Here is a 21207-nt window from a genome sequence, read left to right as displayed (position 1 = left end):
ATGGAGTTTGAAGTCCAGCAATTCGATATCATCTCCCGCACGGGACCCTGCACGCCATCGCGGGCGTTTGCGCTCACGATCCCCATCAGCGACCAGTTCTACTACTGCCGTGTCTATGCGCAGGATCCATCCACGAACCTGTGGGTGGAAATCGAGGTCACGTATTCCACCGAAATCTACGATCCGCTCACCCCAACGGCCGTCGTCACGCTCGCGACCAGTACCCAGACCGGTGCCAGTCAGGCAACGATTGCGATTCCCCAGGTCTATACGAGCACCGGGTTGCTCAACCAGAACATCCGCGTGGACCTCTACGAGACGAAGGGGCCGCTGAACATGAACCTGTCGAACTACGCGGCGAACGCGTTCAGTGCGACGTTCCTCGCGATCGACAAACATGACGAGACGATCTTCACCGCACCGATGTCGACCTTCTCGGCGCTGATCGTCTACTCGGATCAGGTGGTGCTCGGTGGCACCAATGCGGTCGACTTCCTGACATTGCGGCAGCAGGTGATCGACAACTCGGTGGGCCCGCAGTCGATCCCGATCACACAGGCCCAGATCGAGGATGTCCTCGGCCAGCAGGGCTTCGGCGTCGTCAAGAACATCGACAACATCACCGACCGGGTGTTTCTCGCCACCGCCCCGATGCCGCAACCGGCCAATACGGACCTGATTACGGCCGCCACGAGCACGATCGAGACCGTGACGCTGTCGGTCGCCGACGCGGTGCAGAACAGCGCGGTGATCGACAACGGCACCAGCATCACTGTCACACCCGCCGCGCTCTACCAGAACAGCAATGGCGTCGTGTCGATGGTCAGCGACAGCATCGTCAGCCAGCTCGCCGCCATGTCACCGGGCAGCAAGGCACTTGCGATCACGGGCGGCAGGTATCTCTACAGTCCGTTCTACTACGTGCTCGACCTCACGGCCAACGAAGTTGCCTGGCGAGCATACCGGCTCGACAGTCCCGCAGTCGTCACGAAGCTCTGGGTGGGCGAGAACGACAGCACGGGTCTCCAGGTGAGCACGAATACCTACACGCTCGCCTGTACCGCGACCGGCTACCAGCTCACGCTCGCGACCACCTCCAGCGCTGCGTATCAGGCACTCGACAACAGCCAGGTGTTCTGCCAGCTCTCGTTCGTGCCGCCAGGCGAGACCGCGCGGGCGTATCTGCAGGGCGCGCTCACCGGCAAGACCAGCAGCGGCGAGCGCCTGTTCACATTCGACCTGTCCACGAACTTCAATGTCGACGCGAACGGCAATCTGTCCCTGACACCGTTCCTGATGTACACCACGACGCCGCGCCTGACCGCGGCGCCGCTGACCACCACGTTCGACGTCATCTATTCAACGAGTGCCGCGATGTCTCCAGCGTGGCAGAAGGCGGCCGTGGACAGTGTGGTGGGTACCTTCCTCGTGCCGCAGGGGACAGTCGGGATCACCAACGAACAACTGGTCATCAGGTTCGGCCAGTATCTGGACACGCTCTGGGCACATTGCCGAACCGTGGTCTCAACCCTTCAGTATCAAACCTATCAGGTCAACATTCCGTACTACTACCAGGACGATGTTTACGAGATTGACCCGGAAACGGGCAGCGCGATCACCATCGTCGACGGCGAGCCCCGGTTCACGATCCTGCACTACAAGGGGGATCCGGTGCTGAACGCCGACGGCACGCCCAGCTACCAGTTCAAGGTGGGCGATGTGATCCTCATCAACGGCAATCCGGTGCCGGTGAATCCGCGCGGGGTGAGCCAGGAACTGGACATCATGATGATCGACGCGGTGTACCGCTTCGCGACCGATTCGGTGGCACCGGCCTATGTCGGGCAACTCGTCGATACGGTGGTGGGGTGGTTGACAGGGGAGTTCGAGACCTTCAACGACAACCTGCTGGAGAACACATCGCTCTACTACTATCCGGTCGCGAATATGGGCAGCGTGCAGGTGTGGGGGCCCGACAGCATCCTCTACAACATCGATGCTGCCCAGAGCTTCCAGGTCACGTGCCTAGTCGCCGCCACGGTGTTCGACAACGACGACCTGAAGCAGCAGCTGCAGACGATCACAATCTCGACGATCAACACGCAGTTGCAGAACGACGTGGTCTCGATGTCGGCGATCACCGCGGCGCTGAGCGAGGTCTACGGCAACGACGTGATCAGCTTTGTCGCCTCGGGTCTGGGTGGCACGCTGAACCTGAGCGCGGTGACGCTCGTCGATCGCTCCACACAGCTCGGCATCGCGCGGCAACTGGTAGCCAATGCCGACGGCACGCTCAGCGTGAAGGAGAACGTGGTGGTGTCGTTCGTGTCGTACAGCGTGACAACGAGATAGGCAACCGGACTATTCTCAACTGCACGGGGGCGAAGCCCAGGCGCCAGGGCTGATTACCAGCCCCCCCGGATCAGTTGCACCACAGTTCCGTGTGGACCAGTCGTGGCTTCGGACACGCCTTTTCGGGAAGAGGCAAAGGCATGCCCGGCCGCCAGAAACCCAGATGCTGTCCGATATTTGGCATCTCCGAGTCAATCACGGCCAGAGAATTTCCGTCGTTGTAGCGAGTTGCACTGCGATATCGGAGTACTTGCCGGTAAGCACGGTTCGACGTAAAGCTGTCTACCTGAATCCAGTAGGCATACGGGGCATCTCTGGTCGGCTCTGAGGAAACAATGCTGCCCGCGAGAGGTCCGCTGGAAATGAACCGGACCTCCTGATTGTTGTTTGTACCAGTGGAGTGTACGTAGACGCGCTCGAAGGTGTCGCTCGCCGGTTTATAGTCCAGCAATTGCGTGACAACCACCTGATCGCCATTACCGGCAGCCAGGCTGGCCGTTACTATCTTGAAAAGCGGTGCTGCCGAATGTCCCTGCGGATAGATCGCCTGCGCGATCTGGAGGTAATGAGGCTCCCAGCCGTCGTTCGAGCCGCCAGTGTCGGGCGGCGCCTGCGTTATGTCTTCCAGACACTGGCCAGCAGGAGTATTCTGAAGGCACAGATGCAGCTTGCCCGGCGCTGGATTGCCGCCATAGTCCTCTGTCTCAGGCCCCTGGGTAGCAACGAACTGCCATGCCGACCGTGTTTTAAAAAGCGACGCGAGATTCACTCGCGCAATCTCCATCGACTGCGACGGACCGCAAAAAGCGGTATTCGATCCAGCAAGTCCGGCACATAGTGCAAGAACGCCCAGTCGGCCACGCCATTGTGAAGCCATCAAAGATACCCTTTCAAGATCGGTTCTAGCGCCGTCCATGGTGCATGGCGACGTCTGCGCGCCTTCAGGCACGAATGCGTTCAAGCTTCGCGTGAAGTGTAATCCACTGCGGCAGCGCCTTGTTACTTTCATCAACAATGTTCTCCACGATAAAGCGAGCAACGTCTTTCGCCAGACGGATCGCCATCTGCGCGGTGAGCCGGATTTCGGCCGCATAGGACAGCACACTTTGCACCAGCACGCCCAGGTCGTTCATGTCACGGCCCAGTTTCACGATCGCGCTTCTGAGACCCGGACCGATCACGGCTGACGCATCGTCTGGCGCCTCGTCCGCGGGCAACTGGCCGACCAGCCTCTCCAGTTCCGCTAGGTGCTGCTCCATTGCCGCCATGAGCGGCGTGAGCTTTTTGAGCGAGCGGATCGAGTCGCTGATCGTCAGGCGCTCGCCGACCCTCGAAAACGCCGTGTACAGGTCATCGATCTCAAGCCGGTCATGATCGTGTTTCGCGTCACCCGCATGCCGCAGATCGCGCAGCTCGGCGTTGAGTTCCCCCAGCGTAAGCTCCTGATGCCCGAACGTCACAGTAAGCGGCTCCTCGAGCTTTTTCAGGCTCGCGAGACCCGCCATTTTGTCGCCGGAGAAAGCCGGGCGCTGAAAGTCCTTTTCGAGGATCGCATCGAGCAGGGCCACACGCTGCTTCACGATCACGGCCAGCCCCTCGCACAGCGAGCCGGTCTCGCCCATTGCCTTCGAATATTCGCCCCCGTGGAGCAGGTCGAGGTAGAGCTTTTCCGGACCAGGCTGGGCGCCGTAGAAGTAGTCGCGTGCGTTGCCCCTCACGTAATCGAACACCTGGTCGAACGTCAGGTGCGCGGGACCCTCACCGTCACGACTGCGGTACGTGCCCTTGCGGTACGCCCTGAGCACATCGAGCAGCTCATGCGCGACCTTCACGAGCGCGTCGATGTTCTTTTCAGTCCTGGCTGCTGCTTCGTCGAGTCCACCGGCATCATCGGCCGTGCCGCCCCGCAGCCAGTTGATGAACTTGCGGATCATGGCCCGCAATGCCGCGATTGCAGTTTTGATCGCCTCCCAGATGCCGCGGATAATGGATTCACTGGCGATCGCCAGACGCGTTGCGCCCGGCTGCAGCGAGTAGAAGCTCGCGGGCGCACCCTCGCCGAACTCCGGCATGATGCGCAGCCCCTCGATGGCAAGCGCCTGGCTCATGCCACGCTGATGGTGGATCTGCGCGCGCAGCACGAGCAGGTCCTCGATGCGCGCTTCCATGGCCGAAATCGTTTGCGCCTCTTCCTCGTACTCCGGGGGCGCGCCCGTGCCGATGGTCTCAACGATCTGCGGCACAAGATCGAGGTCCGTGTCGTAGTCGTCATCGATCCCGGCGTTCAGACCTTGATTAAACATGCGCCGCTCCCTGTTGCACCTGTTGCATCTGCTCCTGCTGGATCAGTCCCAGCGCTTCACTGGCGAGCGCGTAGATCGCCACCAGATGCGCATTGTTAAAGCAGCAGCTGTCGCGGTCCACGTACATCGCTACGCCAATCAGGTTGTCGTAGAAGCCGGCGCCCGGATCGACCAGGGCGAATGTTTCAGCGTGGGCCGCGTGGTAGCGCAGCATCCAGAACTCGCGCGCGGCGGCGAGCGCGAGACGCACATCGAAGACGACCTCTTCGTTGAACTCGCCGATATGGTGCTGCACTTCGGGCAGCACCGTGAAGTTGTAGTGCGTGCCCGGCGCTTCCACGGCAGCCGAGGGCAGCGAGACGACACGTGAGACCGCAAGCGCCACAGCCGTAGCAATGATGCGGCTGCGGTTTTCCAGCTCCCGGATCTGCACGTTGGTGGCGGTTAGAAAGGGGACGAATTGTGCTTTCATGACGGGAGTGCTCCGGTGGCAGTGTGCTTCAGTGCCGCGGCCTTCACGAACAGGTCATTGTTCGCGATGCGCTCCAGCTCGCGCTGAAGCTTTTCCTGGGATATCCGCTGGCGACGGGAAGGCGAGAAAAAATCGGCCATGTAGCTCAGGAGCTGCCGGCGCTCGCTTACATTTGCGAGGATTTCATCGATCGCCGCAATATCTTCGACATAGCTCGCCTGCATGTCGCGATCGAGCTTCGGATCTTTCATGCCCTCGACAAGCTGCTCGCGGATACGGTCAAAGCGCGTTTTAACCGAACCGTAGACCGCGGTTTCCACACCCGTTGCATCCCGAGTGCAGCTGGCCATCAAACTCGACCACGTGCCGCCGAGCGTGAGCGGCACAGCCAGCAGCAAAATGACCTTCATCGACTCAGCCAGCAACCACGACGGACGGCTACGGTAGGCGATGTGGCCGTGCGCCCGATTGCGCTTGTCCAGCCCCATGACCAGCGCCCTGCCAGCACCCAGGCGCGCGGCAAACTGGTCAGCCAGCGCCTCGAAACTGTTCAAATCAAAGAGCGGCATGCCCAGCTCTGACTGCAGGGCCCGCACGATGCTCGATACCACCACGAGCTCGATGACCTTCTGGTCAGCCGACTTCGCCAGCATCTCCACATCCAGATCATACAGCTGCGCGATGGACTTCACTTTCGCAAGCACCGCTTCACGGTCCTTCACGCCCACGGATTGATCGAGCTTCTTCGACAAACCAGCCAGAATCTGGTTGGTTGTCAGCGACTGACCGATCAACTCGAAATACGCAAAAAGATGGCCCAGCTCATGCAGGACCATTGCTGCAACCTCTTCGGCCGTGAGCCTCTCCTGAAAGATCTGCGCGGGCATGACCAGTACTGCTTCCAGCTCACTGAATACACCGGATACGCGCGCGTTCCTGCGATCAACCCGGCCAATGGGCCGGGTCTGGCTTTGCGCGAGGAGCTTGTCCGCATCCATGCTGGTCAGCACGTACTGCCGGTAGTAGTCCCCCCAGCGGCTGAGCAGTACATGGTTTTTCGTGATGGTGGGCGGAAAAATGACCGGACCGTCATTGCCCCAGGCCACCTTCACATTCATGCCCGTGTAGTGCGCGATCACAGCCGGTAGCTGCATCGCGGCATCCTGATCGGCCATCTCCTCGGGCCTCACCTTCTCCAGTTCCGCGAATAGCGCACAAAGTTCACGGAAAAACGCATCGCTCTGGAAGTCGACGTCCTCGCAGGCCAGCCGCACAGCCGGATCCCTGAGCCACATGGCGCACACCCCCTGTCACTGAAAAACCAGTTTTGACCGGCTGCCTGCCATCGTGTGCCGGCAGTCCCCACGGGTGAGCTGCATTTGACTCTCACCCGCATTTCATAGGGATGGCCAGCCACGCATTGATTCACACAGCGCTCATCGTTGGAGGAGGGCGTATGCCATGCCAGAGGCCACGGAGAACAAGCCGTCTGCCCGCGAGTGTCGGTTCGCCGTGTACTGTGCACCGCCCGCGGGCGAGGGCGACGATTACCACCTGGTCAAGGAGATCGTGCATGACCCGGAGGGCTCAACGAAACCGCACGTCCGGCTCATCAGGAATTTTTCTTTCCCGTTCTGGGTAACGAAACGCCCGTACCGCAATCATCACGAAAAAAAAGAATGGGAACTCCTCGAGCGGCTCACCCGCTTCGAGAGCACCCGTGCAGGACAGACCATCGCGATGGCTAGGGCGCTGGGCACGCCCGGCGTACGCGACCCCCATATTCTCAGGCGCTCGCCGTATCTCTACGGGGCCGACCTACTGTCCACCTCGGTCATCAGGAAGACGTACATGGAGCGTTTTCCGGGCATCGCTACGCCGTACAGCGTGGCGGCCTTTGATGTCGAGACCGATGCGCTCCAAGGCACCAGCGACAGCACGGGCGAGATCATCATCGCCACGCTCTCGTATGGCGCGCACGCCATCACCGCGATTCAGCGCCCGTTCGTCGCTGGCTGTGGGGCTGTCGAGCCGTCATTGCGCGAGAAGCTCGAGCGCTACATCGGGGCGATCTGTGCGCAGCGAAACATTGACTGGGAAATCGTGCTGGTCGACAGGCCGGTCGACATCATCACGACGTGCTTCAGGAAGGCTCACGCGTGGATGCCGGACTTCATCGCGATCTGGAACATCAACTTCGACATGCCGAAAATGCTCGAGTGTCTCGCGAACGCCGGTGTCGACCCGAAAGATGTATTCAGTGATCCGGGCGTGCCTGAGAAGTGGCGGCATTTCCGCTACAGGACCGGCAGCAACCGCAAGGTCACCGCCTCGGGCAAGGTGAGTCCCGTCCCGCCCCAGGCACAGTGGCATACCGTCTACTGGCATCTGCGCTCACAGAAGGGCAAGGACCCGTCCTACTCGCTGGACGCAATCCTGCGCAAGACCTTCGGCGAACGCCTGCACAAGCTGCGCTTCGAGGAAGCCGCGCACCTCACCGGTATCTCGTGGCACCGGTTCATGCAGCGCCACTATCCGCTCGAATACGTGATCTACAACGTGTTCGACTGCGCGTCGATGGAGCTGCTCGACGAGCAAACGCGTGACCTGCAACTCACGCTCCCCAGTTTTGCCGGCTGGTCGGATTTCAGCAATTTCAACTCGCAGCCGCGGCGCCTGGTCGACCGGCTGCATTACTTCTGTCTGGAAGAGAAGGGACGGGTCATCGGCACCACATCCGACTCGATGCACACGGAACTCGATGCCCAGGTGGTGAGCCCCTCGGGCTGGATCGTCACACTGCCCGCGCATCTCGTGGCCGAGAACGGCCTGTGCCTCATTGAAGAGGCGCCAAAGCTGCGCACCTCGATCCGTGCCCACGCGGCCGACCTCGACGCCCTGAGTTCCTATCCGACGGGCGAGGAGACCTTCAACATCAGCAAGGAAACGACTTCGCGCGAGCTCTGCCGTATTGATGGCGTGGGCGAGCGCGCGAGACGCATGCAGGGCATCAACCTGTCGGGGGGCGCGACCAATGCGGTCGAGGTCGCGTGCGGGTTGTTCGGACTGCCGTCACTCGATCAGTGGCTCGATGCGTTGGTAATGCCCCCGTTTTCCACGGTGGGCAGAAGTAGAAACTAAGCGGCCATGGCCAGCCGCTGCTTCGGGGTAAAACCGCCCAATGCCATATTCGGGCGCTCGTGATTGTAAATCCACATCCAGTCGGCCGCCGCTTCGCGAACCTGCTCCAGGTCTTCCCACAGATACTGCGACAACCATTCGTACCGAGCAGTCCGGTTGAACCGTTCGATATACGCATTCTGCTGCGGCTTGCCCGGCTCGATGTATTCCAACCGGATGCCTTGCTTCTGCGTCCACGTCACGATGGCCGCGCTCAGATATTCCGGGCCGTTGTCGCACCGGATGACCTTCGGCTTGCCTCGCCATTCCATATGCTGCTTCAGCGTGCGAATCACCCGCTCGGATGGCAACGAGAAATCCACCTCGATGCCCAGCGCCTCGCGGTTGAAATCATCAATCACGTTCAGCGTCCGGATACTGCGCCCGTCAACCAGCTGGTCATGCATGAAGTCCATCGACCACACTTCATTGATGGCCTCCGGTACCGATAGCGGCTGCGGCGTTTCCCGCACCAGCCGCTTTTTCGGCTTGATGCGCAGGTTCAGCTCCAGCTCGCGGTAAATCCGGTAAATGCGCTTATGGTTCCAGCCGAATCCCTTCACGTTACGCAGGTAGAAGTAGCACAGCAGAAAACCCCAGTTGCGATGGCAACCCGTGATACGCAGCAGCCAGTTGGCAATCTCTTCGTTCTCCGTGTTCAACTTCGCCTCGTACCGGTAGCACGACTCGCTGATGCCAAACGCCGCGCACGCCACACGAATTGACACGCGCCGCTGTTGCACAACCCGCTTTGCCATCTCGCGCCGACGAGATGGCTTCAGAACTTTTTTTGCAGTGCCTCCGAGGCAATCTCAGCCTTGAGCTTCTCCTCGATGTACATCTTGCGAAGCCGGGCATTCTCCGCCTCCAGTTCCTTCATGCGCGACATCATCGACGCGTCCATGCCGCCGTACTTCGAGCGCCATTTATAAAACGTCGCCGAACTGATGCCCAGCTCCCGGCACAGCTCCGGCACCGCCAGTCCGGCCTCCGCGCGCTTGAGCGCCTCCAGTATCTGGCTGTCCGTGAATCTCGACTTCTTCATCTGCAGAACTCCCTCTTAACGAGAAAATTCTACTTCTCCCGACGATGGATTTGCGGGGGCATTACCCGTTTGCGCGTACGAAAGGATTGAAATTCGATATCCCGGCATATTCGCTCATGCTGAATCGCGACACCGGTGATGTTTGGTACGGAGGAGAGGATGGTGGGGAGAATGAAGATCGGGACGATGATTTCGAACGCGAAGATGAGAACTGACGCCAATTCAAGCCATCTGCGGATAAAATGTCTATAAACGACACCGAGGAAGGTTAAAAGAACGTGAAAGGGGCAAAACGAATCCGGGATGACTTTGTTCAGAGCGTTAAACTCATTCTGGCCAAACGCGTCAACTTTCGCTGCTCGATCTGCGATGTGCAAACGACCGGACCCAAGACAGGAACATCCAACAAAGATTTTTCTATTGGGAAAGCGGCGCACATCAAGGCTGCAGCTCCAGGCGGACCGAGATATGACCCGAATCAGAGTCCTGAGAAGCGGGCTTCCATCGAAAACGGACTCTGGGCGTGCGCGACCTGTGCTGATATTATCGATCGTGATGCTGATGCGTACTCCGTCGAAGAATTACTACGACTGAAACATGAAGCGGAGCAACTTGCTCGAGATCGCGTAGGTCGAAATCCTGAAACCGCACTCCAGACGCAGTCGGAGATTCGACGCGCAATAAATGTGTTTTGTCGACGCGAAGCCGCACGACAAGAACGATTGGACCCGCGCTTCAAGGTTGCAGTTCACATGGGTGAGTCAGGGACAATTTATGAAATTAGCGCAAAGGAACCCGTGGAAACACGGCTTGTCATAGGAACCCAAGGAAAGGAAAGTGAATTTCTTGCCCTGCATGATTTCTTCGACTACGGCGGAAATCATGTTTCCGACAGCGTAGATATCCGCATGGAAGGTTCTCCGCTATTTCCCTCTGAGAACATCAAGCGCTTTCGGTTGTCTACCCAGCCGCGCTCTGTCACTATAACAGCAATACTCAATGAGGAAACGACGACACCTCTATTTGTCGAATTCACAGGGAATGCTACTCAAGGGAGCAAGGGCTTTCGGTTCAAGGGATCCGCTTTTGATGGAATGATGACTGCCATCACGACTGCAGACTATGACGGTGGTAGACCTGACTTCGCGTTCACCTTCAATCTTGAAGGGTGGGCAAAGAAGCCGGCAAAGCGATTGCCGTACTTTGCGCGCTTGCAGCAAATAATGCAGTCACTTGCCTCACCCGTGCAGATCCGGATTCAATGCACGCATAATGGTATTGAATTGGATGTTGGCAAGGGGTTTGTCGATGGTGGGGAGCATTTCCGTTTTTTGCGAATCTTTCTCAATGAAATTGATGAACTTCGACAGCTTGACGATTTTTTCGGCCTTGATCTAACACTACCAACAGATTTGACTGACGTTATACGTGACCGAGGTGATATATCGGAACTTCTGGCAATGGTTAATATCGACAAATCCGGAGAACGTGAAATCCGGCTACGCATGATTTCGATAGATTCTGAGGAGCAGCTGAAAACGATGATCGCAAACCAAGCTGCGGTGGATATTCGTATCAATTACCAGCTTAACCTTAGCATTCTCGGCAAAAACTACGGGCCATTTGATGTAGATGTGATTTGTCCCGCTGCAACGGTCCATTCTGTCGGCCCGTCTCTCATAGAGGCAGGGAAACCCGCGAATCTGGCAATGATTGCTGCCGATGGACATCATTGGATTGCACAAGTCGTCAATGCTAAAGAACATAGCAAACGACGAAGCAATTCATGATCCAGGGTCAAGGACCTGTTCTTTTAGCGTAATTAAGGACTGGTTTTAATGAGCGTCGCGTAGGTATCCTTGAGTTTTTTTGGATAGTTGTTCATCGTCACCGCCGCCTGACCGTTGTACTGCAGCGCAAAGTGCAGCCAGTCTTTTGCCTTCAGGTAGCGCAGCATCGCGCCACCATTGAGGTTCGTCACGAAGCGCACGAACGCATCGAGCTGGTTTGTCTTGCTCGCCTGCATCGCATTCACATAGTCCGTGACACTCGCATAGCCGAGATCCTTGAAGTGGTAGCCCATGATCTGGAAGAGCCCCCAGGAGCAGGCCCGAAAGGCAAGCGTCGCATCCACACCACTGCTCCTGAGGATCTGCTGGGCCTGCGTGAGACGCGTCCATTCGGCCGCGCCCCCGAGATAGGCGCCGGCACCCGTATTGATGAGCGTCGGATACTGGCTCACGAGCTGGCTGAGTTTCGCCGCGGCGAGCACCGGGCCCAGTTGTTTGTGGAGCTGGTGACGCTCGAAGAGGATGATGCACTGGCCATTGTCGAGAAAGCCTGCGCCTTTCGCCTCGACCTGGCACACCGCCTGCACCGTGGCGACATCGATACCGAGCTTTTGTGCGGCCTAGTGGAAGGAGGTTGCGCCCAGATACTTCTGGGCCATGAAGGGCCCGAGGATTGCCTGCGTCGCCGAATCGTAGATGCCGGTGACGGCAACCCCGATCTGGCTCTGGTACTTCTGGAGTGCGGCAATGGACAGTGGCCCGAACTGGCCGTCGATCTTCAGGCTTCCGCCTGTTTTCTCGTTCAGGGCGCGCTGGATCTGCTGGGCCTGCGTGGTGGTGGTACCTGACTGAAGGGCGGGCATGGCATTCTCCTCATCGCCGGAATAAACCCTCGCCCGGCGCCCGCAGTAACGCAGGTGGGCGAGGGCATTCACAGGATGGGTGGAACTCCCGAATCGCTCAGTACTGCCTGGTGTGATTATTTGCCGAAGTATGCCGCGAGACGGTTTCGCCCCTGCTCGGTCAGTCCATATTGCAGCAGGCGTTCAAAGTCGACCTGGCGCAGCGCTACGGGCCGTGTCTTTGGGTCCGCGAGCGTCTTGAGCAGGGTGATGATTTTCTCGAAACCACGGCGCTGGTTCTTCGAGAGCGGCACGCTGTCCCAGTAACGAAAGAGGTGTGTCTCGCGAAACGCGGCATCACGCTCTCATGCAGGATCGCCAGGATCTTGTGAGCACGGGTCTGAAATCCGCATCAAGCGTGTTGATCGCGGCGAAGATCGCGTTATGCAGGCTCACTTGCTGCCGCATGCCTTCGGCCTGGGTGAAAAGCTGTCCGGGCTTCATCGTTTGCGCGTACCGCGTGATCGTGTTGATGATCATCTGGCCGGCAATCGAAATGTCTTTTGCAGCGGCCGTGTCCTCCTGTACCGGTTCGTTCCCGAGAGGCCCGTCTGCGGACGCTGCGGCCACGCTCGCAGCCTGTGGCTCCCCGCCTGTGCGCGCTGTCGTCTTGCGCGCTACGGTGGCGCGGGAAATTCCGGCAGCGCTTTCCGCGTCCTCGCTCTGCTGCGCGGGTTGCGGCTCGCCCACGTCACGCGCCTTTTCACCCTGTTCATCGGGCGGTGCCACTTTCTCAGGCTCTTTCGCGCCACTTCGCGCACGTGCGGCTGGAGCCGCACCTTTGCCTTCGGCCGGTTCATCGTTCATCATGAACTCCCCCATCGAAAGTTGACGGGTCGCGCGCGCAATCGGCGGTGTCCCTCAGATGATTGATTTCCGGTAGTCCATTCTGGCGGTCTCCAATACTTTCCCGTGCGCCTTTCAGTCGTTCGATACTGTATCCGGGAATGCCTTATAGATACAGCACCAGCCGTCCAGGCCCTGGTAACGAAAATACTGTGCGACCTCAAAATATGCCGTTACCCACCATGATAGCCTGCGCAGGCGGTCGTCCATGCCAACGGGTTGGGAGCGGTAATGACAAATGCATACGGTGTACGCAAGATCAAGGGCGACATTGTTGAGGTAATCTGCAGGAATCACTTTGCAGCAATGGGTTTCGAGGTCGAAAACGCGGGAATAGAGCATTTCGCAACCCGGTTTGCCTATCGGTCTTCGCGTGGGCGCAACGGCGCGGATGGAAGTAACGTCAGCAAGATCCAGAATTACATTGGCCGTCTTCCAGATCTGCTGATCAGCCATGCGTCATACGACCATCATTTTGTCGAGGCGAAATTCCGCAGCAACTTCCCGATCAACGACTTCGTGAAAGAGCTGCTATGGGACTTCCGCAAAACAATCTTCGGCCGCGACTTCAAAAACGACATCTTCGGCACGATTACGCCAGTGCAATGGAACGCAGAGACAAGTGCATACTATCTGCCCAAGGATGACAGGGCACATCTGGACAGGTTCATACATATTGTAACGCGAGGAGGCATTGACCCGTCATTGATCCAGGTGCCCGTAATGTTTTACGTCGTCACCAAGGAAGACCGGAAATTTTCCCTGTTTCTGATCTGCTTCAACAACGAAAATGGATGTTTCGAGGTTCATCAGGCAGGCAAGGCAAAAGATGATGGTGAGACCAGAAACTTCCTTGATCGCTTTAACGAGTCTTATGCGCAGGTCGTTGCGCCCATCTTCCAGGAAGTGTTTTGCGCCGAGCCTGAGTAGGCGAAACTCTCACAGCTCTGGACACAAATTGGCCATATGTGTCCATCAATACGCATATTTCCGGGTCAGACTACTTTCAGGTACTCCCTGAATGTCACCCTGTTTTGCAGGATCGCCTGGTCGACATCGGAATCTTCTTCAACGAATCGCCCGTCACCGACGACACCACCTTTGACTTTCGTCGCGTACCGGATCCGGTCTGGATGAATTCCGAGAGCACTGGCCGCGATGTTCCGGCTGGCGAAGCGCAGCACTTCCCCCGTCCTGGCATGCGTTGCGGTAACGAGCTTCGGTGCGAACATTAGCCGTTCCTTATAGTGCGAGATCTTCTTGAGCGCGTCTGGTAATGCCAGATCGTCGTACCGGACGAGCCACCTGCCCTGATAGGGTTTTTCCGGCCGGTTGCCGTAGGCGGTCTGCAGCCGGCAGAACGACACGCCAATGACCTCGGCAAGCTGCTGGAGCGTCTGGGCAATCAGTACCTTGCCGGTGGCGACATCCGTCGCGTACCACGCGCCGAATACCATCTCCCAGCTGTTTGCTTCGAAATACTCGTCGCTTAAGTCCGGCCAAGGCATGTCATCCGCCTTCTTGAACACGCACCACTTCTTCGTCACGTAGCCCGCTCGAGGCGAAGCGACATGCTTGCGCATCCGGATTCCGCTAACACCGAAGGCTCTGGCACAATCGTCAGCCGACTGGAAGACCCGGATCTCGTTGGTCCTGATGTTGCGGCTCATGACAGCCTGCATGACAAGCAGGCCGTTCCTGATGGCGTGCTCGAGGTTTTCGAGAGGTGTGACCCATTCGAGGTTATCCAGCCGGTTATTCGCCTTGTTGCCATCGATGTGGTTGACGTCCAGTTCATCGAAGTTCTTGTCCGCATGGCGCTCGGGTCTCTCGATGAAGGCGAGTGCCATCAGACGATGGTGCATGTAAGTTCTTGTCTTTCCTCCTCCGATGCTCAGACCAACTTTCAGATACCCGGAGATCCGGTGAAGCGCAACACTCAACCTGTTTCCAGTCAACAAGCTAACCACTGCTCCTGAGCGATTGACCGCTATGTGTGGATAACCAGGAACCGCGACATATCCATTCGGAATGCTGATAGTTTTTTCTGACTCATGCACGTGAACACCTTTCCTGCTGTCTGTACATACGATAGACAGAAGAAAAATGCCTGTTTCGTCATGAAATGGCCTTCCGGTAGTCCATTCTGGCGGTCTCCAATACTTTCCCGTGCATAGCGCCCAAAGAAAGTCCCATGAACGCGGAGCCATAGTCGGAGATCGCCACCGAGAGCGCCGTGGGATTCAGTGAGAGACGCGCGCCAGCACATACCGAACAGTAGTCGGTTTTCGGCAGGGCGCAGAACATGGGGCTGCGCAGCATGATCTTCTTGCCCAGATACCTGCACGCGGCTTCCTCGCTGTCGATCTTTTCGTGGCCTGTAGCCGTCACCACCGCGGAACCCGGCAGCTTGTAGAGGTTGCCCTCGTCGACGGTCATCTCGAGCCCCAGACGCGTGCCGCAGTCCTCCTGCGTGACGCCCAGATTCGCCGACACACGCAGCAGCCATTTGACGAGTTCGCCGCCGAGCGCCGTTTCGGCGCCGCGTTTGTAGGAGCCCGCGCGCAGGGTGTCGTTCATGCTCGGGAACTTGCTGATGTCCCAGCCTTCAGCTAGCGACGTCTTCACGAGATCGGCTTTCGTGAGGTCACCAAAGCCCGCCTCCATGTCCATCATCGAAAACAGGCGCGTTCTCACTACTTCCCACGACTTCTTCGTGATGAGGAAGTTCGCCCCCTCATCGTCCTTGAGCCAGTCCTTGTCGTACTTGACGAGCTCCTTCATGATGCCGGCGACCACGGCCGGATCGTCGAGGCGGCCCCTGTTTTGCTCCAGCAGCTTTTCGCGCAACTCGTGGATGCCGGGTGCCGCCTGCATGGTCTTGCGCGTGACCGCCGGCACGCACAGCTGCGTGAAGGCCGTGAGCTGGAACATCGCGTTGGAGAATTTCACATACTCGCTCGTATAGAGCGGGGCCTTCAGGCCATCCGTTACGGGTGGTGCGGGCGTCCCGGATCTTTTGTCCGCGCGTTCGGGGTCATCGATCGTGCGGCTGAGCACATGATCCTCGAGCTGTCCGGCACTCACGCGCCCGGGCTGGAATTCGACCCGGTTGCCAAACGGGTAGACGAGCACCAGGAAATTGAAGAGCGTGTTGCCGTAGGTCGTGCGCACATCCCGGTAGAGGTTGGGCACTTCACCGGTCTTCAGATCGATGGGATCCCGAAACCGGAAGGGCGGTGCGGTGGTGTCCGCATCGTCGATGGCCGTCAGTTCGTTTTCCTTTTCCGGATCGACAAAGAAGTATGCAGTCGGCGTCTGCACAATGCGCCACGGGTAGCGATCGGTCTTCCACGCATCCGGGTTCTCGCGCGTCTGGCTGAACGCGGAGATGACCCATGCGCGGCGGCGATATTCCTCGCCACGCATCGCCCTCAGAAAAAAAGTACGCTTATCCATCGTGCGAAGGCTCCACCTGCAATTGCGTCCCGGTCAATTCCGTCCTGATGGGCGTAGTGGCGCGGATCTCGGCCTTGACCAGTAGGTCGTTCGCCGCCACCGTCACCTTCGTGATGAGCGAGAGATCACGCAGCAGGGTGTCGATGTGTTCGGCGATCACACCGCGCGGGTTGGCGTTGCCGTCGCGGGAAATGAGCGCCATCGCGACCAGATCGGCGGCGATCGTCCCGGGCGGCAGCGTTTCGATCTCCGGCCCGATCATGTTCACGTAAAGCATGAACGGATAGCCCACATCGAGCCCGTCGGCGAAGAAGCGCGCAAGCAGCACGGGTGGGGTATCGGCCAGTTCAGTGAAGCGCTTCCAAGCTTCGATATAGGGGACCTTCTCCTGCCGGTCCACCGGTGCCTGCTCCTCAATCCGGGTCATCGCCACTTCGATGATGCGCTGGATCACGGCCTGGTCGACCGCATGGAGTTCGATAACGAGCGCTTCGGCCGGAATCCCCGTGGTCAGGCCCAGCACCTCGGCGAACAGCTCCTCGGGGTGCAGTTCGAGCTCGCAGTGCCGCAGGATCGCATGCGGGTCATCGAACGTTTCGACGGCTTTGAGCCCGCGCAGCAGCCCGGTGAGCTCATCGACGCGCGCCTCGTTTGAAACCGTCACGCCCAGCGCGCGTAAAAGCCCCACCTGCAGGTCGCGCGTCGCGTCGTACACGTCCTGCACGCTCTGGCCGCGATCGACCACGTCGTCCATCATGAGGATCTGCACGAAGATATCGGCATAGTCTTCCACCCCGAACGCATCGAATACGGCATGCGCCTCCCCGATCATCTGCGTGAATTCGGGGGACGTCGCCTGCGCCAGATAGTCTCGCATGATGTCAATCATACGCAATCCTTACGTTAAAAAATATCTGCAGCTTCCATGCTGTGGTGAACGGCTGCGTCGCAGCGTGTGGCGCCTGACGGGATCGGGGTCGCGACTCTCACGGGTCTCAAATGATGAATCGCGAAGGGCAAAAACCAGATTCAGGGGAGTGGCAGCACATGACGAAGAAATCCCGCTCGCGGCGCAACCGCGATGCCCGGGGGCTCACACCGGCCCGGGTGCAGGACAGGGCGCGCGCACGTACGCAGGAGCAGGCGAACGGTCAGACGGTCTTGCGCACATCCCCCATGGCACAGGCTGCCCGTATCGCCCTCGATACGGCACGGAGCCAGTGGGACGAGCTCAACGACATGTATCTGAAGATGACCGCGTTGATGGATCACTGGATTACGCGCGCCGTGCCCGTGATCAGCAACCCGGTGCTGCTCGAACAGGTGGAGGACAAACGGGATTACAGCGCGCTGCTCCGCCAGTTCCGGTGTGACATGGAACAGCTCACGCATGAGCTCACCGGATTGCACGCACTGCATGCGCACAGGACGGGCGGCACGGACGACCCCAACGAGAACCTGCGCGCAGCGCTCATCTTCGAGCGGTACGTGATGTGGCAGCTACGTCACGACCAGACGCTCATTCCGGTAGTCAATCACCTGCTCGAATTCACCCACGCGGCCGAGCTGGCGCTTGCGAAACAGCGTGGCCTCATGCCCGGATTCGATGCACCAGCGAGCGAACCGGATGCCGGAATGGAGATCGAGGAACAGGAGCCGCCAGTGTCTTCCGAGTAGTTCTCCCCGATGTCATTGATCTTGATGTGAGGAGCCTGCCGTGTCCGAGAACCAGCCGGTTTCAGAAGGGGTGCCCTCAAGAAACGGATTTTTACGTACGTTAAGACTTCGGGGTTCCTGATTTGACAGGCCGCAGCGGCCGGAACCTCCCGTTGGCAACCCGTTTGTTGGCATGCCAGACGTAGTCCCCGGTCAAAATGATGTGGTTCCAGCCAAGGGGCGTGACGTGCGGCATCAGGCTTTCATCGATTTCTTCATGCTGGCGTAAAGTTGCGATCGCGCGCTCCAGATAGACGGTGTTCCACAGCGTGATGGCCGCCACCACGAGATTCAGCCCACTGGCCCGGTATCGCTGGTTGTCGTATGAACGGTCGCGGATCTCGCCGAGTCGGTAAAAGAAGACCGCCCGCGCCAGCGAATTGCGGGCCTCGCCCTTGTTCAGCCCGGCCGACACGCGGCGCCGCAGTACCGGATCCCGCAGCCACTTCAAAGTGAACAGCGTGCGCTCGATCCGGCCTATTTCTCGCAGACCGACTGCGAGGCTATTCTGCCGCGGATACGCACCAAGTTTGCGCAGGATCAGGGAGGCCGTCACGGTCCCCTGCTTGATCGAGGCCGCCAGTCGAAGCACGTCGTCAAATTCCCGCTCGACCACCTTCTGGTTGATCGTGCCCCCGATCAAGGCGCTCAAGGCGGGCCAGTCGGACGCCTGCCCCGGTACATATAGGTTTTTGTCGGGAAGATCAGCGATGCGCGGTGCAAACACGAAACCTTCGAACGGGAACAATCCGAACACGTGATCGGTAAACCCGGCGGTGTCGGTATAGTGCTCCTCGATCAGCAGATCCGACTCATGGTAAAGCAGCCCGTCGAGTACGTGCGTGGCGTCACGCACCGGCGAGTTGATGACCTTCGTGTAGAACGGCGCGTACTGGTCGGATATGTGCGTATAGAACAGGACGCCGGGCTCGCTGCCGTACTTCGCATTCCGGTAGCCAGCCGCGCGCCCGTGACCTCCGGCCTGATAGCGCTGCCCGTCCGATGACGAGGTTGTGCCTTCGCCCCAGTAGCTGGCGAAAGGCAGCTTGTGCTGATAGTTGACGAGATCAACCAGTCCTTTCTGATAGGTCTCGTCGCGAATGTGCCAGGCCACCAGCCACGAGAGCTTCGCGAGACTTGTACCGGGGCAGGCATCGGCCATTTTCTCGAGCCCCAAGTTGAATGCGTCGGCGAGAATTGCCGTGAGCAACAATGTGCGATCTGCCGGTTCGGCGTCATTTTTCAGATGCGTGAAGTGTCGCGTGAAGCCGGTCCACTGATCGACCTCGAGCAGCAGATCCGTAATCTTCACGCGCGGCAGCAGGTCGTACGCGCGCTGCCTGAGCGTTTTACCTGCCGGCGGCGTCGCGTTGTCGAGCGGCGTGATCCTGAGCCCCCTTTCGTTCAGCTCGACGTCGGGTAGTTCACCGGCAACGGCCAGCCGGTTCGTCTCGTCGAGCGCTTCGCGAAGACGGGCGAGGCGCTCGTCAAGCCAGATCCTCGCCGAGGTGGGGGCCGAGAGCCCGAGCCGATCATCACGACGCTGACTGTCGAATTCGGTTCTCGAGATCAGATACTCGTCGAAATCCTTGAACTGCCGGCTACCTGGCACCGAGATATCGCCCGAACGCAGCGCATTCTTCAACTCGCTCATGACTGCCAGCTCATAAAACTTGCGATCGACACCGTCATCCTTGATGACGAATCGCTTCCATCTTGGTCCCAGGAATGTTGTGGGCGCGTCGGCCGGAACCTTGCGAACTTCGGTGCGATTCATCTCGCGCAGCAAGGCGATGGCATCCAGCAGGTTTTGCCGCGCTGGCGCCCCGCGAAATTCAAAGGTATCGAGAAACGTCGGCGCGTAGCGCCGAAGCTGGATATAGTGCTCGGCAAGCAGCGCCATCGAGTCGAATTCGGTATCACGGGCCAGATCCTGCGCCTCCTTTACGCTCGCGGTAAATGCTTCCCATGGCACGACTGCTTCGATCGCCTCGAACGGATCAGACTTCGCTTCCTTTGCCGCGATCAGCGCCGCGCCGACTTTCGCGTAGAGACGTACCTTCTCGTTGACCGCTTTGCCATCGGCCGCAAAACGTTTCTCGTACTTGTGTTTGGCCTTGGTAAAGAAGGAACCGATCAGCCGGTCATGCAGGTTGATAGTCTCGTCGGTCAAGCTCGCCGATGTGTCGAGCAGGATCGCGATCAGCGTGGCATGACGTCGATCGGTCTCGTACTCCTCGATCTGGTAGACGGCGGTTTGCCCGCCCTCACGGGCGAGTTGCAGCAGCCGGTTTTGATGGATACTGTGGCCAATGTCCGGCGGCAACCCGATCTCCCGGATTGCCCGCAGGCGTTCGATATGGGCCAGCACGGCCCTCGCGCTGGGATCTCCGGGGGATTGCCTCAGCCAGGCCAGCCGGCTCACGGGGCGCTCGCTGTAGGGCAGCAGTAGCGCATCAAGTGCCGTGCGTTGTCCATCGGTTAGCGCCCGGGTGAGCAACCTGTACACGTCGCGTTGCGCCCGGGTTGCCACGGCCGCACAGAGCTTTTCGAGCGCGGCGACAGGCGGCAGCAGTACGCGTTGGCGCCGGAGCGCCTCCACCGCAGCACGCGCGAGTACAATGCCCTGAGTCGTCTGCATGGCGACGGGCAACAGGAGCGCGGCCAGTTCACGATAGTGCCCGCGCGTAAACTGGACAAGCCCCGTGCGGGCAAGAAGCTCCTGCAGATGTTCGCGCCGGGTTTCGTCTCGCCGGGCATACAGGTCCCACACCGCTGACGTGACTCGCAGTTGTGCGGCAATGATGCCGAGTATGCGCGCGTGTGGCTGTTCGTTAGGCCCCAGCACCCGACCGGGATAACGCAGATAAACCATGAGCACGGCCAGACCAAGCCGGTTATGGTCACCGCGGTGTTGCCGGATGAAGGCGGAATCTTCCTTCGACAGCGTGGCGAGACGAATCAGCGCGCTCTCGTCATCAGGAAAGGCAAGCAGTTCGAAGCGCTGTGCCGCAGTAAGCAATTCACGTCGAGGCATTTTCGTTAGTCTCCACGTCGCTATCGAATCGCGCCGTTCCGGGCGAAACGCCTCGGGAAGGCCATGCGCCAGGCACGCGTTACGGATTTCACTATACAGCAGCTT

General features: G+C 59.1%; 19 protein-coding genes. 6 read left to right on the top strand and 13 right to left on the bottom strand.

Annotated elements, in window-relative coordinates:
• Entirely contained in the window at positions 1 to 2352 is a 2352-nt protein-coding gene (locus L0U80_RS29905; RefSeq protein ID WP_233874750.1) for a hypothetical protein, read from the top strand.
• A 70-nt stretch (positions 2353 to 2422) separates the two neighbouring features.
• Here the strand turns inward: L0U80_RS29905 and L0U80_RS29900 are convergent, their stop codons facing one another.
• The 4 genes from L0U80_RS29900 to L0U80_RS29885 form a co-directional block, all read right to left on the bottom strand.
• Complete coding sequence (locus L0U80_RS29900; RefSeq protein WP_233874748.1) at positions 2423 to 3121, bottom strand: hypothetical protein; 699 nt, start codon at positions 3119 to 3121, stop codon at positions 2423 to 2425.
• A 172-nt stretch (positions 3122 to 3293) separates the two neighbouring features.
• Positions 3294 to 4655, bottom strand: coding sequence for a hypothetical protein (locus tag L0U80_RS29895; RefSeq protein ID WP_233874746.1), 1362 nt, complete (start codon positions 4653 to 4655; stop codon positions 3294 to 3296).
• Positions 4648 to 5127 (bottom strand): hypothetical protein, encoded by a 480-nt coding sequence (locus L0U80_RS29890; protein WP_233874743.1) that lies wholly within the window; start codon positions 5125 to 5127, stop codon positions 4648 to 4650. Before L0U80_RS29890 ends, L0U80_RS29895 begins: the two co-directional genes overlap by 8 nt.
• On the bottom strand, positions 5124 to 6422 hold the full coding sequence (locus tag L0U80_RS29885; RefSeq protein WP_233874740.1) for a hypothetical protein: 1299 nt from the start codon (positions 6420 to 6422) through the stop codon (positions 5124 to 5126). The genes L0U80_RS29890 and L0U80_RS29885 overlap by 4 nt, the downstream gene beginning before the upstream one ends.
• Before the next feature lie 166 nt (positions 6423 to 6588).
• Between L0U80_RS29885 and L0U80_RS29880 the strand changes: the two genes are divergently transcribed.
• Entirely contained in the window at positions 6589 to 8268 is a 1680-nt protein-coding gene (locus tag L0U80_RS29880) for a 3'-5' exonuclease family protein (RefSeq protein ID WP_233874737.1), read from the top strand.
• On the opposite strand, the gene L0U80_RS29875 is transcribed toward L0U80_RS29880, so the two are convergent.
• A protein-coding gene (locus L0U80_RS29875; protein ID WP_233862864.1) for an IS3 family transposase occupies positions 8265 to 9352 on the bottom strand; the annotation gives its coding sequence in 2 pieces (ribosomal slippage) (positions 8265 to 9103 and positions 9103 to 9352; 1089 coding nt in all). The genes L0U80_RS29880 and L0U80_RS29875 overlap by 4 nt on opposite strands.
• Positions 9353 to 9438: 86 nt before the next feature.
• On the opposite strand from L0U80_RS29875, the gene L0U80_RS31625 reads away from it, so the two are divergent.
• Both L0U80_RS31625 and L0U80_RS29870 read left to right on the top strand, forming a co-directional pair.
• Positions 9439 to 9567 carry a hypothetical protein gene (locus L0U80_RS31625; protein ID WP_267955017.1) on the top strand — a complete coding sequence of 43 codons (129 nt, stop codon included), beginning with the start codon at positions 9439 to 9441 and terminating at the stop codon, positions 9565 to 9567.
• Positions 9568 to 9630: 63 nt separating this feature from the next.
• Complete coding sequence (locus L0U80_RS29870; protein WP_233874734.1) at positions 9631 to 11142, top strand: hypothetical protein; 1512 nt, start codon at positions 9631 to 9633, stop codon at positions 11140 to 11142.
• Positions 11143 to 11174: 32 nt separating this feature from the next.
• Here L0U80_RS29870 and L0U80_RS29865 read toward each other — a convergent pair whose 3' ends face one another.
• The 4 genes from L0U80_RS29865 to L0U80_RS29850 form a co-directional block, all read right to left on the bottom strand.
• Positions 11175 to 11729, bottom strand: coding sequence for an N-acetylmuramidase family protein (locus L0U80_RS29865; RefSeq protein ID WP_308444902.1), 555 nt, complete (start codon positions 11727 to 11729; stop codon positions 11175 to 11177).
• Positions 11730 to 11762: 33 nt separating this feature from the next.
• Positions 11763 to 12005, bottom strand: coding sequence for a peptidoglycan-binding domain-containing protein (locus L0U80_RS29860; protein WP_233874729.1), 243 nt, complete (start codon positions 12003 to 12005; stop codon positions 11763 to 11765).
• 116 nt (positions 12006 to 12121) lie between these two features.
• Positions 12122 to 12298, bottom strand: coding sequence for a hypothetical protein (locus L0U80_RS29855; RefSeq protein WP_233874726.1), 177 nt, complete (start codon positions 12296 to 12298; stop codon positions 12122 to 12124).
• A gap of 43 nt (positions 12299 to 12341) precedes the next feature.
• Entirely contained in the window at positions 12342 to 12854 is a 513-nt protein-coding gene (locus L0U80_RS29850) for a hypothetical protein (RefSeq protein ID WP_233874723.1), read from the bottom strand.
• Between the two features lie 267 nt (positions 12855 to 13121).
• Between L0U80_RS29850 and L0U80_RS29845 the strand changes: the two genes are divergently transcribed.
• A complete protein-coding gene (locus L0U80_RS29845) occupies positions 13122 to 13820 on the top strand; it encodes a hypothetical protein (protein ID WP_233874721.1) in 699 nt (232 codons plus the stop codon).
• 65 nt (positions 13821 to 13885) lie between these two features.
• Here the strand turns inward: L0U80_RS29845 and L0U80_RS29840 are convergent, their stop codons facing one another.
• The 3 genes from L0U80_RS29840 to L0U80_RS29830 form a co-directional block, all read right to left on the bottom strand.
• On the bottom strand, positions 13886 to 14740 hold the full coding sequence (locus L0U80_RS29840) for an HNH endonuclease (RefSeq protein WP_233874719.1): 855 nt from the start codon (positions 14738 to 14740) through the stop codon (positions 13886 to 13888).
• A 268-nt stretch (positions 14741 to 15008) separates the two neighbouring features.
• The gene (locus L0U80_RS29835) at positions 15009 to 16349 is read right to left on the bottom strand and encodes a hypothetical protein (RefSeq protein WP_233874717.1); all 1341 of its coding nucleotides are present in this window, start codon (positions 16347 to 16349) and stop codon (positions 15009 to 15011) included.
• Complete coding sequence (locus tag L0U80_RS29830; RefSeq protein ID WP_233874715.1) at positions 16342 to 17238, bottom strand: hypothetical protein; 897 nt, start codon at positions 17236 to 17238, stop codon at positions 16342 to 16344. Before L0U80_RS29830 ends, L0U80_RS29835 begins: the two co-directional genes overlap by 8 nt.
• Before the next feature lie 158 nt (positions 17239 to 17396).
• Between L0U80_RS29830 and L0U80_RS29825 the strand changes: the two genes are divergently transcribed.
• Positions 17397 to 18026, top strand: coding sequence for a hypothetical protein (locus tag L0U80_RS29825; RefSeq protein ID WP_233874713.1), 630 nt, complete (start codon positions 17397 to 17399; stop codon positions 18024 to 18026).
• Positions 18027 to 18126: 100 nt separating this feature from the next.
• On the opposite strand, the gene L0U80_RS29820 is transcribed toward L0U80_RS29825, so the two are convergent.
• Positions 18127 to 21102: a Tn3 family transposase gene (locus L0U80_RS29820; RefSeq protein ID WP_233874710.1), complete on the bottom strand. Its 2976-nt coding sequence runs from the start codon at positions 21100 to 21102 to the stop codon at positions 18127 to 18129.
• Positions 21103 to 21207: the final 105 nt, after the last annotated feature.

The sequence above is a fragment of the Paraburkholderia adhaesiva genome, assembly GCF_021390575.1.
Classification (GTDB): Bacteria; Pseudomonadota; Gammaproteobacteria; order Burkholderiales; family Burkholderiaceae; genus Paraburkholderia; species Paraburkholderia adhaesiva.
The sequence above is the reverse complement of the archived record's forward strand: the minus strand, read 5'-3'. Positions and strand labels throughout refer to the sequence as shown.